Origin of the sequence: Chryseobacterium sp. sg2396 (assembly GCF_042610505.1) — a bacterium.
GTDB lineage: Bacteria > Bacteroidota > Bacteroidia > Flavobacteriales > Weeksellaceae > Chryseobacterium.
The window spans coordinates 1-13,446 of record NZ_JBHGAQ010000002.1; the positions used below are offsets into that span (position 1 = coordinate 1).

General features: G+C 41.6%; 8 protein-coding genes. 6 read left to right on the forward strand and 2 right to left on the reverse strand.

From position 1 onward, the window contains the following. Window positions 1-110: 110 nt before the first annotated feature. Window positions 111-533 carry an endonuclease domain-containing protein gene (locus ACED20_RS01805; RefSeq protein WP_345765476.1) on the reverse strand — a complete coding sequence of 141 codons (423 nt, stop codon included), beginning with the start codon at window positions 531-533 and terminating at the stop codon, window positions 111-113. Window positions 534-1,131: 598 nt separating this feature from the next. On the opposite strand from ACED20_RS01805, the gene ACED20_RS01810 reads away from it, so the two are divergent. The 4 genes from ACED20_RS01810 (at window position 1,132) to ACED20_RS01825 (ending at window position 6,094) form a co-directional block, all read left to right on the forward strand. Next, complete coding sequence (locus ACED20_RS01810; protein ID WP_294203659.1) at window positions 1,132-1,269, forward strand: hypothetical protein; 138 nt, start codon at window positions 1,132-1,134, stop codon at window positions 1,267-1,269. Window positions 1,270-1,332: 63 nt separating this feature from the next. Beyond that, a complete protein-coding gene (locus ACED20_RS01815) occupies window positions 1,333-2,100 on the forward strand; it encodes a helix-turn-helix domain-containing protein (protein ID WP_378103314.1) in 768 nt (255 codons plus the stop codon). Window positions 2,101-2,130: 30 nt separating this feature from the next. Continuing rightward, the gene (locus ACED20_RS01820) at window positions 2,131-2,517 is read left to right on the forward strand and encodes a VOC family protein (RefSeq protein WP_378103315.1); all 387 of its coding nucleotides are present in this window, start codon (window positions 2,131-2,133) and stop codon (window positions 2,515-2,517) included. A gap of 853 nt (window positions 2,518-3,370) precedes the next feature. Beyond that, window positions 3,371-6,094 carry a T9SS type A sorting domain-containing protein gene (locus ACED20_RS01825; protein WP_378103316.1) on the forward strand — a complete coding sequence of 908 codons (2,724 nt, stop codon included), beginning with the start codon at window positions 3,371-3,373 and terminating at the stop codon, window positions 6,092-6,094. Between the two features lie 172 nt (window positions 6,095-6,266). Here the strand turns inward: ACED20_RS01825 and ACED20_RS01830 are convergent, their stop codons facing one another. Beyond that, the gene (locus ACED20_RS01830; RefSeq protein WP_378103317.1) at window positions 6,267-7,985 is read right to left on the reverse strand and encodes a S41 family peptidase; all 1,719 of its coding nucleotides are present in this window, start codon (window positions 7,983-7,985) and stop codon (window positions 6,267-6,269) included. A 567-nt stretch (window positions 7,986-8,552) separates the two neighbouring features. On the opposite strand from ACED20_RS01830, the gene ACED20_RS01835 reads away from it, so the two are divergent. Continuing rightward, window positions 8,553-11,189 (forward strand): glycoside hydrolase family 3 C-terminal domain-containing protein, encoded by a 2,637-nt coding sequence (locus ACED20_RS01835; protein ID WP_378103318.1) that lies wholly within the window; start codon window positions 8,553-8,555, stop codon window positions 11,187-11,189. Window positions 11,190-11,257: 68 nt separating this feature from the next. Next, window positions 11,258-13,237: an alpha-L-arabinofuranosidase C-terminal domain-containing protein gene (locus ACED20_RS01840; protein ID WP_378103319.1), complete on the forward strand. Its 1,980-nt coding sequence runs from the start codon at window positions 11,258-11,260 to the stop codon at window positions 13,235-13,237. Window positions 13,238-13,446: the final 209 nt, after the last annotated feature.

Sequence of the window (13,446 nt, forward strand, 5' to 3'; positions counted from 1 at the left end):
CCGGCCTTTGGCCGGAATCCACCCCTCCGACGAGGAGAATTGCGGTTAAGAACAGGAAAGTGTGAGAGTAATAATATTTCATATGTTTCTGGAGTAAATTTTATTTTGGATTAATTAACTTTATAATGTAAAACTATAAAATCCTCCAGGTCTTTCATCACTACACTAATGTTATTCCTCACATCAAAATCTGCGATCCTGAAAACCTTCAGGCCCAAAGATTTAAGATACTTTTGCCTCAATCCATCAGCAACCTGATTATTGTCATGGCTCCAGCCATCAATTTCGATGACCAGCCCAAGAGTCCTTACATAAAAATCAACAATGTAATTTCCAATGATCTTTTGTCGATCAAAATCGATCTTGTGAAATTCTCTGGCACGTACCTGTTTCCAGAACAATACCTCACCCAAAAAACCAGCCTTTCGTTTATCTGAAGTAAACTGTTTTAGTTTTGGATTGTATGGTAGGTTTTTTATGTAATTTATTCGGATGGGAATTCCATGGATATAGGTTAAAATACTTTTCATCATCTACTGTTTTGTGTTTTTTCAAAAATAAAAAATTTCTAAATAAATTCACTAATCCAATCGGATTAAAAAATATTAGTAATACAAATATTCCCCTCCTCTAGAGAGGTGACGATTTCAAAGAATTTTTGACAAGTTGGTTCCGGGATGTTCCCTTGATTTAACCTATTCTTACTTAATAACCACCCCGTCTCCGGCCTTTGGCCGGATCCACCCCTCCGAAGAGGGGAATTGCGGTTAAGAACAGGAAGAATTGTGAGAATTAGGAAATTTCATATGTTTCTGAAGTAAATTTTTATTTTGGATTAATCAACTTTATAATGCAAATTTAATTTTAAGCTATTAAATTCATTACATAGAAATAATGAACATTTATAATAAAAATTTCTGGGGATTCACAAAGCTCAATGGGATAAACTAAAAATTAAGAACGGCAAACATTCCTCTCCGACAAGGAGGGGTGACGAAAATTCAAAGAATTTTTGACGGGGTTGGTTTAGAGAATAAATTTGTTTAAATAGATTTTACAATTGAGCTTAAACAAACTTTTCAATTAAACAGGGAAATTCGATAACTTTAATCTATTGATTTTTTGACAAAAATGAAGCAAAATACAGAAAACAAAATTCAAATCCTCAAAGATGCAATTCAGAAGGGAATCGACAGCGGGATCGCGAAAGATTTTGAAGCTGAAAAACACCTTCAGTCTTTAAAAGACAAAGCGAAAAAGAGCAATTAATTAGGGCCAAAAACAAAACGGGTTAAATTAAATTTATTTATCGTCCTTTAAAAGCATTATGTTATGATACACTCAACAAAAAATCAACTGGAATACACCTCGCTGAAACCTGATGGCGTACTGAAAGACCTCGTGGAAAGCATCTGGATGATGAAGTATCATACGGATGAAAAGGAAGGAAGTATTATTGTGCCGGACGGAAAAATAGATGTAGCATTCTTAGCCATGGAGGACGGAAGTTTTGAGATATTCATATCCGGCATCTTTACCGGTCCGGTGATCAAGCCGCCGTTTCCGAAATCGACCATGGGGGTAATGAGCTTTCACCCGATAGCCGCTGAATATATTTTTCAACGGTCCTTTGCAGATTTAAAAAACAACAGGCAAAAACTTCCCGGCGATTACTGGGGATTCCGTGCAGAAGATCTTTCGGATTTTAAACACTTTTACAAAAAAGCGTGCAACCGTATTGAATTGCAATTGACAAAAGAAATAGATCCCCGCAAACTCAAACTGTTTGAACTGATTTATTCCTTAAAAGGAGCCGTTACGGTAAAAGAACTCGCACAACAGACCGGATGGAGCAGCCGGCAGATCAACCGGTATTTCAATCATTGGCTGGGGGTTTCCTTAAAATCATACCTCAACATGATCCGTTTTTCAAATTCCATGAAACAACTCAAAAACGGTAATTTCTATCCGGAACTGAACTATGGTGATCAGTCGCATTTTATCCGGGAGGTAAAGAAATTCTCAGGTGTAAAGCCTACCTTTTTAAATAAAAACGAAAACGACCGATTTATCCAATTGAGCATGATGCCTGAAGGCTAATTTTGTCTTGTTAATCAAACAAAAGAAATCATGAATCTAAATCATATTAATCTGGTCGTGAAAGAGGTAGATCAGGCCGTGCATCTGTTTACCCACGGTTTAGGATTCAGCTTAATAGTCAACCGCAGCAGCAAAATGGCCGTACTGGAAAACGACCATAACTTCGCCCTGGTTATTTGGGGACAGGTCTTGAACAAGAAAGAAGAAGTGCCGGAATATCCGGAGAATTTCCATATCGGATTTTATCAGCCGGATGAAGAAGCGGTTTGGGAACTGTACAACAAACTCAAAGAGGAAGAAAGTCTGAAACTGGAAGCCGGACCCAGTAAAATCAGGAATACATTCGGGTTTTATTTTTACTTTGAACAATTGATGATTGAAATAAGCGTCGATCCGTTTCAGGAAAAGACCGCTTAGAATTAAGCTGTAACTACCAATTTCAGCAGATCTTAAGTTTAACTAAAACGAGCTTCCATTAAAGTCATTTGATGGAAGTTTTTTTTGATTGTTTGTCATTAAGTAAATAAGAAAATCCCGGACGGATAATCCCGCTTAATGCTCATCCTGTACATCCATTCTTAATCCGACAGCATATTTCAAGTCTTGCCCGATTTATGGTGGCAGACCCTGTTTTTGGTTAATTTTTTTTCATTAAAATAAGCCTTTTGGTGGTGAAAATAACCTGTAATGTGGTTTCAAAAAAAGAATGTATGAAATTTAAATCATTATATTTATGATATTTATAATTTTGATTTTCAGATATATACATTTTAATCTTAACAGGTTCAATATCAGGATGTAAAGGTTTTAAAAAATAAAGTGTAATTTATACATTTATTTAAAATAGAATGTTATATTTGTCTGTAACGGAATATGAAATTTTGTTCATAAGGAAATATTATTTCAGATTTATTGAATTTTTTGGGTAAGGATGTGTTTTTTCACAGATGATTTAAAATCATAGTGAGCATCCAATAATGAAGGGCTGCATTCGATAATCATTTCCGGGAGTAAATAATAATAAAATAGGCCGATACAACCCCAATTTATAAAATAATATGAATACATAGTTCCGCTTTGCCTTTTGTATTGAAATGGTTTCAACAGATTACAAGAATACAAAAGGAACATTTCAAACAAATTTATGTACCGATTTTAGCCTGACTATATAACAGCCAGGAAGGTTTCTCAGTGACAAAACCGATCATTCTGAAACAGATATAAATACGCTTCAGCGGCTTGCTGGAGCTTAACCTAAAACAACAAGACTATGAAAAAACTTGCTCAGCGCATTGCCCTTGCTGCCGTCTGTATCTTTACCGGCATCAGCATTTCCGGGCAGCTTACCACAGTAAGAATCAACAAAAACACGACCTATCAGAAAATTACCGGATTCGGCGGATTCGTCTGCAGTCCGCAGTTCGGGTACAACCACATGACGACTTCGGAAATCCAGACCCTTTGGGGAGCCGGCAGCCAGGGAGGATACAACATCATGAGGCTGTACATCCCGGAAGACAGCAACAACTGGAGTTCCGTACTAGCTACGGCACAGTTGGCCAAATCCATGGGACTCACCATCTTCGCCAGTCCGTGGACAATGCCTGCCGCCTGGAAAACAAATAACAGTGTGAATGCAGTCTATACCGATGCCAACGGCGTACAGCAGATCGGTTACCTGAAAACCGCCAATTACCAGGATTATGCTCTGTATCTGAACAGTTTCGTAACGTATCTGCAAAATAACGGGGTAACGCTGGATTATATTTCCATTCAGAACGAGCCCGATGAAATGGCGCAGTACCAGGGATGCATCTGGACACCTACCCAGATTGCCAATTTTGTACGCGATTACGGTCAGCTGATCAACTGCAAAGTGATTGCTCCTGAAAGCGTAGGCCTTACCGATAATTTCGCCAGTGCCATGCTGAATCAGGCTACCATGGACAATTTTGAAGTCTACGGAGGTCACCAGTACGGACTCATGCAGTCCACTTACAAACAGTTTCAGAATTACAACAAAGAAATCTGGCAGACGGAATACCTGATCAACTGGAACCCTTCTACCGGGACGCCGCGCGATTTCAGCTGGAACCTGGATGCCTTTAATTTTGCTTCCAGCATCAACAATGCCATGCTTGGAAATGTGAATGCCTGGATCCATTATTCAGCCAAAAGATATTATGCGCTGATGGGCGACGGAACCAACGGAACAACCACCGGGGTGATGACCAAAAGAGGTTATATTCTTTCGCATTATGCCAAATATACGACCGGGAAAACCCGTATCGCCGCGACCTGGGGCGACACGACCGGAATGCTTCAGGGGTCTTCCTACATTTCCCTGGATGGAAATCAGGTAGTACTGATGGTGATCAATCCTTCGGCAAATGCCTATAACCTGAAGGTGGATCTTCCGTTTTATTCCACATCAGGAACCAAAGTGCTGACCGATGCACAGAACAACATGGCCACTATGCCGATCACGATGGCTCAGACCTTCCGTCCGGGCGTGACGATCAACGCATCAAGCGTAATGACTTTCGTATTCAATAAGAGTGCGGACCGCCCGGTGTCAACGATGACCGGAAGCGACATCCGTTACAACAAGATTGAAACCATGACACCAACCAATTCCGCTTTCGGAACAGGGTTTAACATCAGCAATACAACGGCAACATTCTCCAATGCCAGTCCGTTGATCAGCACCAATACCACTGCGGCCAACGGCTATTTACAGCTGAATGACCGCTATAATAAAATGGTGCTTCATGTAAACAGCTTTACCACAGCAGGACAAAGCTATTCGGACAATACCACATTGTACTACATCAACAGCCAGGGTGTAACGAAATCTTATAATTATGGTAAGATCACTTTCCCGACGGGCGGTAATTTTGATATTACCCTGGATATTTCAAGACAGGTGTTAACGGACGGATGCAAAGGCATTTTAGGACTGCGAAACTCCAATTACGGCTCGATACTTACCCTGAATTTAGGCGATGTGTACTTTAACATCGGCAATGAAGTCGCTTCCAAATTCGCCGGAACATATTCTGATGGTGACAGTAACCTGATGGATGCCCTGGAAAACGGCTATTATACTTCCGTAGATTTTAGGAATACGACCGGGACAAGCTCTGCGAACAACTGGCAGCCCGTGAGTGCCAATTCCAATAGCATTTATTATGTGCCGGCTTCGGTAACTTCCTCCAACAACAATGTGATTTCCGGAACCAGTGCTGCTAATCTTGTCCTTTCAGACCAGGGGAAAGATTTTCAGGTTCCGTTTACCTTCAGTGCATCAGCTGCATCGTATTCCCGTACGTTCAACGGATTTGAAATGCTGCTTTTGCCTTTCACGGCAAATATTCCTTCCGGGGTAAGTGTGTATCAGTTGACACCGGGTGCTACCGGAATCAGCTGTACAGCCATTACCAACGGAACCGTTCCGGCCAATACACCGGTACTGGTAAATGCCACAGGAACCGTTACCTTCCAGGGAACCGGAAATGTTTCCACGCCGAAAGCCATCACCGTCAACCAGATGAACGGCGTCTACAACACCATCAAAGTGCCGGCCAACAGCTATGTTTTACAGACCGTTAACGGAACTCCGCAATTCTCTAAAGTGGTTACAGGAAGCGAACCGATGATCAATCCTTTCAGAGCGTATCTGACTGAGGAAAATACCTACACGGCATCGGTACTTCCTTTAAGCTTTACTACATTGGCTGCCAAAGATGTTCTTGCGACTAAAGATGAAATCAGCCTGTACCCAAGCCCTGCCAAATCGGAAGTATTCATCGAACTGAAATCTTCCGGTACCGCTTCCGTATTTGATGCCAAAGGCAGTCTCATTATGAAAGACCAGCCATTACGTTCCGGTAAAAACCGCATCGACATCGGACAGTTTCCTTCAGGAATGTACTTGGTGGAAATTTCCCCATCCGGAAATAAATCCGTTCAGAAAAAGTTTATCAAGCAGTAACTACTCCTGAACGATTATTTAACCATTTTATATGACAAAGCCACCGTTAATGGTGGCTTTGTTTCTTGGCGTTCAAACCTCACAGATTTTCGAAAACCTGTAAGTTTTTTTTAGCGTAAAGCTTTTTTCTGAGATAATAGAATCAATCCGGAGTCTGTCTACGATATGTTGATTACTTCTTCTGATCAATCAGTTCGAGTGCTTTCAGGAGCAGAAGATCTTCTTTATTGCGGGTGCTTTCTACAGTTGGGCGCACCACGACATCCGGTTTGATGCCGATACGCTGGGTTTCCCCTCCGTCCGGATAATAAATACCCAGTCCAGAAAAAATGATCTTATTGCCGTCAGTCAGTTTAATGGACGTTTTATTGCCGTCGGCTCCTGCGGTCTGGCTGCCTACAAAAATAACATTGGGGACTTTCTTGAAAACCATGGCCCACATTTCCTCCGCACTTACGGTATGTTCATTGATAAGGACGACCACCTGTCCCTTGTACGTATCAGGATTCTCTTTTCCTGCAAACTTATACTCTTTATTCACGATATTGTCTACAAAACAAAATCTACCCGGTTGAGTGAAATTGGGCTGGGTTTTTATTCCGTAAATCACGGGATTGGCCAGTAAATAATCAAACACTTTAAGCAGGGAACCATTGTCATTGTATCCACGCAGGTCAAAAACCATCCCTTTGGTATTTTTGTATTTTTCCATCAGGGCTGGGATTTCCGCTCCCTTCAATGATGCAAATTCGAAATACACCTTATCATCTATGGGAAAACTTGGGTTTAGACGGCTTTCTTTTTCATTGTACGTTAAATAATTGTAGGTTTTTCCCTTGTATACAAGGTGAAGATCCGGGATTCCGTCTTTATCCCATTCATTGTTAAAAATGCGCTTCATCCGTTCCACGGTGGTCCGGAAGTTTTTCCCGTTCTTGTGAACTACTTCCACTACGAAGGTTTCCTCATCCCCGCTAAAAAGGTAACTGTAGGCCTCACGCAGTTCAACGGACTTATTGGAAAAGGCAAAATACTTTGATTTTTCCTTTATATTTTTAAGAATAGATTTGCCGTTAATTTTAGTAATCAGGTCGCCTACTTCAAGACTGGCTTTTTTCATCTTAGCCTCATCCTTTATTCCTGTGATAAGCACCTTATTTTCAACGATCTGAAAAGTAAAAGGAGAAGAAAGCTTCCCGACTACGTTGTATTGATAAGTCTTTTCAATTCCGACATGGGTATCCTGAAGCTCAGCAGCAAGCTGCATCACTGCAGATTCGTAATCTTTTTCGTTATTGATTTTTCTGAATAGGGTAATGTATTTTTTCAGAACCTCATCCCATTGATGGTCAAGCAGGTACTTATAAGGATAAAAATACTCAACGGCATTCCAGATCCTGAACAGGTCGAGCATTTTAACCTCTTTTGAAAAGGTATCGTAAACTTTTTCATTGGCACTGCTGAAGTAGATACCGCTTTTAGCCGTATTGGAATAAAATGAACCGACATCGGCCGGTTGATTTACCAGTTTGGTGAGGCGGGTTTTATTTTCAGACGAAATTTTTAATTTGTCAATCCACGAAACATCAAAATTCCGGAGGGTAATGCTGTCACATTCATTATCTTTTTCGGCGATCTTATCAAACTTTTGTTGGTCTACCTTGCTCAGCCAATTTTTGACAAGTCCGTCGACTCCTTCTTTTGGGCCGGAACGGAAACTTTCCAGCAGAACACCGTCCCAATCGGTTTTTCCCTGCGATACGGCGGGGTGATAATATTTCATCAATCCCCAGACTTTTCCCATTTGGTACAATTCGCGGTCGGAAAAAGTACTCAATTGCGCAGAAAGGGTAGAGGTAATCAAAAATGAGATGAGAATAATGGATTTCATATTCGGATTTGGTTTTGCTTTTGGTGAATAAGTGATACTAATTTTCAAGGCCTTAATTTACTGTATTTTGTGAAATTAGAACTATTTATAGTTTAAATAAAGTCATTGAAGATTATATAGGTTAAATAGTTCCCTCAGATTGCAGGTATTACCATACATGTTTTCGCCTCGGTTTGCTTCTTTATTTAGTCTCCGTAAATTTATTTGAATCAAATAAGTACAAGAAATAAAGCAGCAGCTTCATCAGATCAGCCTGCTAATCAATCTTTGCTCCCTAAATTAAGCGTACGGAAAATAAAATCTTTGCGTTAAAAAAACTTCCTGAATCAACTGTATACCGAATCATTACAAGTTTTTATGTTTTAATTTCTATGTCAAAAGTTTTTATCAGTGAAAACTAACGTTTGAACTTAGCCCATCGGCAATATTCTCAAAAATTAAGTGTTAATTACACATTTATTTAAAAGAGAATCCTATATTTGTGCTTCTTACAAAGATTACCACAAACCCTTGATGAATTTTAAATGATGAAAAGCTTACACAACGTTTGACCATTGACATTCATATATGAAAAAGATCACTTTAGGCATCAGCCTTCTCATCAGCTCCGCATCGGCAGTATCGGCACAGACCGCTAAAACGGAACCGTTCCGGAATACCAAACTTCCGGTAGACCAGCGGATTGAAAACCTTCTCGGACTGCTCACCGTAGATGAAAAAATAGGCATGATGATGGACAATTCCAAAGCTGTCCCAAGACTCGGCATTCCCGCATATGGCTGGTGGAACGAGGCCCTGCACGGCGTGGCCAGGGCCGGAACCGCTACGGTTTTTCCACAGGCGATCGGGCTGGCAGCAAGCTGGGATGTTCCGGAACACCTGAAAACCTTTGAAATGATTTCCGATGAAGCCCGGGCCAAATACAACCGCTCATTCGATGAAGCCGGCAAAACCGGACGCTACGAAGGACTCACGTTCTGGACGCCCAACATCAATATCTTCCGTGATCCGCGATGGGGAAGAGGCCAGGAAACTTACGGAGAAGACCCGTTCCTGACGGCAAGCCTAGGTGTAGCAGCGGTAAAAGGATTACAGGGAAATGACCCCGACTATTTCAAAACCCATGCCTGCGCCAAACACTTCGCCGTCCACAGCGGCCCGGAATGGAACCGCCATTCCTACAACGCCGAGATTTCGCACCGCGACCTTTACGAAACCTATCTTCCGGCTTTTAAGGCTTTGGTGATCGAAGGAAATGTAAGGGAAGTGATGTGTGCTTACAATGCTTTCGACGGACAACCCTGTTGCGCCAATGATTTCCTGGTGAGCGACATCCTTCGCGGAAAATGGAAATACGACGGCATGGTCGTGTCCGACTGTTGGGCACTCGCCGATTTCTACCAGAAAAAATACCACGGTACCCATCCGGACGAAAAATCCACGGCAGCCGACGCACTGAAACATTCTACCGACCTCGAATGCGGGGATACTTATAATAATCTTAATAAATCCCTTTCAAGCGGATTGATCACTGAGAAAGATATCGATGCTTCCATGCGCAGAATCCTGAAAGGCTGGTTTGAATTAGGTATGCTCGACCCGAAATCTTCCGTTCACTGGAACAGCATCCTGTACACAGTAGTCGATTCCGAAGAACATAAGCAGCAGGCCCTTAAAATGGCTCAAAAGTCAATCGTTCTCATGAAAAACGATAAGAATGTTTTGCCTTTAAATAAAAACATCAAAAAAATCGCCGTCGTAGGGCCAAATGCGGATGACGGACTGATGCAGCTCGGGAATTACAATGGAACGCCTTCTTCGATCGTGACCATTTTGGAAGGGATCAGAACCAAATTCCCAAATGCGGAGATCATTTACGAAAAAGGAAGTGAGGTGACCGATCCGTCTTCAAGAACATCATTGTACCAGAACTTTTTAAGTCAGAAAAACGGTGAAAAAGGTATGAAGGTGGAGTTTTTCAACAACAATGAATTCAAAGGATCACCGGCCAATATTTCCGTTAATAAAACCGGAATCAGCTACAACAGTTTCGGCGGTACCCAGCTTGCCCCGAACGTCGGCAGGGAAAATACCTCCGCAAAAATTTCAGGAATTTTTAAAAGTACCTATACCGGTGAAGTAATCTTTTCCGCATCCACTTCGGATGTGTATACACTCTTTGTAAATGGGAAAGAAGTGGCTACCCGAAAAGGTCCTGATGCAAGGCATCCTTCGGAATTCCCTGTGAAAATGGAAAAAGGAAAAGAATATAACATCGAACTTCAACATAGGCAGATCGGCAAATATGTGAGCATCACATTTGATGTGTACAGAAAAGATCCTGTGAATTTCGCTGTCGTAAAGGAAAAAGTGAAAGATGCGGAAGTCATCATTTTTGCCGGCGGACTTTCCCCAAGCCTGGAAGGAGAGGAAATGATGGTGAATGCAGAAGGTTTCAAAGGCGGTGACAAAACCAATATCGAGCTTCCGAAAGTGCAGCGCGAACTGTTGGCAGAATTAAAAAAAACCGAAAAGCCTGTTGTTTTCGTGTTGTGTACAGGAAGCGCCCTTGGATTGGAGCAGGATGAAAAAAATTATGATGCCCTGTTGAACGCCTGGTACGGCGGACAGTCCAGTGGAACAGCCGTAGCAGATGTCCTGTCCGGTGATTACAATCCGTCCGGAAAACTGCCTGTTACCTTCTATAAAAGTATTGAGCAACTGGATAACGGGCTGTCTAAAACCAGCAAACATAAGGGATTTGAAAACTACGATATGCAGGGAAGGACCTACCGGTATATGAAAGAAACGCCGTTATATCCATTCGGTCACGGATTAAGTTATTCAACCTTTTCTTACGGAAATGCGACCCTCAGCAAAAACAGCATCGGTACGAATGAAAATGTAACCCTTTCAGTTCCGGTAAGGAATACTTCCGGAAAAAACGGGGAAGAAGTCGTTGAAGTTTACATCAAACGGAATAATGATCCGTTGGCTCCTGTAAAAACACTCAGGGCATTCCAAAGGGTAGCCGTTCCGTCCAAAACCTCTAAAACGGTCCAGCTCACCCTGTCTCCGGATTCGTTCATGTTCTATGACGAAAAAGCGGATGACCTGGTCTCCAAACCCGGCGATTATACAATTCTCTACGGCGGAACTTCGGCTGATTCGGGATTAAAAAGCCTTTCTTTGAAAGTAAAATAATAATTAAACTTAAACCTCACAAAACCTCATAGGTTTTTAAAACCTATGAGGTTTGATAAACATACTTCATGAAAACAAAAAATATCATCTCAACCGCTGCGATCTTCCTGTCGGTTACTTTCTTTTCTGCTCAGTCTCAGAAGTCAAGCTATGTGCTGGATCTGAACGGAGCTTCCACCGGTATTAAAATCCAGCCAACCATGTACGGGATTTTCTTTGAGGATATCAACTTTGCCGCAGACGGCGGATTGTACGCTGAACTCATCAAAAACCGCAGCTTCGAGTTCGACGAACCGTTGACCGGATGGAAGCAACCCAACACGAAAACATTGTCTCCAAACTTGGATTCCGGGTTTTTAACCATCATAACCGATAAGTCTAAACCTAATAAGAATTATGCAAGAATCACCGTCTTGAATGATAAAAACTATTCGCTGGAAAATGAAGGTTTCCGGGGAATCGGGCTGCATCAGGGGGGTAAATATGACTTAAATTTTAATTTAGAAAACGTCTCAGGAAACATTTCTGCCATCAACATCAGTCTTGTCGATGAAAACGGAACGGTGGTTTCTTCAGTTTCCAACATCATAAAAGGTAGTGGCTGGCAAAAATACAATGCGGTTTTCACTCCTTCCAAAACGATTGAAAAAGCAAAGCTCCAAATCACATTTACCGGAAATGGAGTCGTGAATATGGATATGATCTCCCTGTTTCCCCAGGATACCTGGAAAGGGAGAAAAGGAGGCTTACGAAAAGATTTGGTGCAGAAGTTATATGATCTACAGCCGGGATTTTTACGTTTTCCGGGGGGCTGTATCGTAGAAGGAAGAACATTGGCAGAACGGTACCAGTGGAAAAAAACAATTGGTAAAGTGGAAGACAGGGAAAACCTGATCAATAAATGGAACAACGGATTTGCGCATCGCCTTACCCCTGATTACTGGCAGTCTTTCGGTCTTGGCTTTTTTGAATATTTCCAGCTGGCAGAGGACCTGGGTGCCGAACCGCTTCCGATTTTAAGCTGTGGAATGGCTTGTCAGTTTAATACTGCCGAACTCGTAAAAATAGAAGATCTGGATCCGTATGTTCAGGACGCTTTGGACCTGATTGAATTTGCCAACGGGGATTCCCAGACGAAATGGGGAAAGATTCGTGCTCAAATGGGACATCCGCAACCTTTTAATATGAAATTCATCGGGGTTGGAAACGAACAATGGGGAGCAGATTATATCGAACGCTATAAAGTTTTTGAAAAGGCTATCCATACCAAATATCCGGATATTAAGATCGTTTCCGGAAGCGGACCTTCTCCCGACGGCGAATTTTTTGATTACGGCTGGAAAGAGCTTAAACAGCTTAATGCCCAGATCGTTGACGAACATTACTACAACTCCCCGGAATGGTTTATGAAAAATGCAGGAAGATATGATAAATACGACCGTTCCGGACCCAAAGTTTTTGCCGGGGAATATGCGGCGCAATCGGTGGGTGTCGTAAAACCGGACAATAAAAACAACTGGCTTACCGCACTTTCGGAAGCCGCTTTTATGACCGGACTGGAACGTAATGCGGATGTGGTGACCATGACATCTTATGCACCGCTTTTCGCCCACGCAGACGGATGGCAGTGGACGCCGGATTTAATCTGGTTTAATAATCTGAAATCTTATGCGACCCCGAATTACTACGTTCAGAAACTCTTTTCCAATAACAAAGGAACGGAAGTCCTGAAAATTACTGATCATCGTAAACCGGTAACGGGGCAGGATCAGCTGTATGCTACGGCCGTAAAAGATGCAAAGACCAAAGAAACCATTATCAAGATCGTGAATACGGATGCCAAAAGTAAATCCATAACCATCAATCCGGAAAACATCAGTCTAGGCAAAAAACTCACCAAAATTACGTTAACCGCACCGCAGCTTTCTACTGAGAACAGCTTTGAAAATGAACCTATTCAGCCCAAAGAAGAGATGTCAGTAGTAAAAAAGGGGAAGCTCACAATAGAAATTCCTGCACAGTCATTGGTGATTTTAAAAATAAATTGATTTTAAATAATTGATAATCAGATTTTAATAAAAATTAAGTGTGATTATTACATTTAATTAAAAAGAATCTTATATTTGTTTGAATCTCTGAAATGAACAGATAAGAATTGTAAAAAATTATGATTGCTCACAGCTGGCGGGTGTAAATACAAAATCTGTTGAGAAGGTAAATCGGTTTTCTACGAATAACCCTTGTACTTATCTTAATT

Excerpts from the sequence above, each read along its gene's own strand:
- ACED20_RS01805 (WP_345765476.1), bottom strand. The coding sequence starts at position 533 with ATGATGAAAAGTATTTTAACCTATATCCATGGAATTCCCATCCGAATA.
- ACED20_RS01810 (WP_294203659.1), top strand. The coding sequence starts at position 1,132 with ATGAAGCAAAATACAGAAAACAAAATTCAAATCCTCAAAGATGCAATT.
- ACED20_RS01815 (WP_378103314.1), top strand. The coding sequence starts at position 1,333 with ATGATACACTCAACAAAAAATCAACTGGAATACACCTCGCTGAAACCT.
- ACED20_RS01820 (WP_378103315.1), top strand. The coding sequence starts at position 2,131 with ATGAATCTAAATCATATTAATCTGGTCGTGAAAGAGGTAGATCAGGCC.
- ACED20_RS01825 (WP_378103316.1), top strand. The coding sequence starts at position 3,371 with ATGAAAAAACTTGCTCAGCGCATTGCCCTTGCTGCCGTCTGTATCTTT.
- ACED20_RS01830 (WP_378103317.1), bottom strand. The coding sequence starts at position 7,985 with ATGAAATCCATTATTCTCATCTCATTTTTGATTACCTCTACCCTTTCT.
- ACED20_RS01835 (WP_378103318.1), top strand. The coding sequence starts at position 8,553 with ATGAAAAAGATCACTTTAGGCATCAGCCTTCTCATCAGCTCCGCATCG.
- ACED20_RS01840 (WP_378103319.1), top strand. The coding sequence starts at position 11,258 with ATGAAAACAAAAAATATCATCTCAACCGCTGCGATCTTCCTGTCGGTT.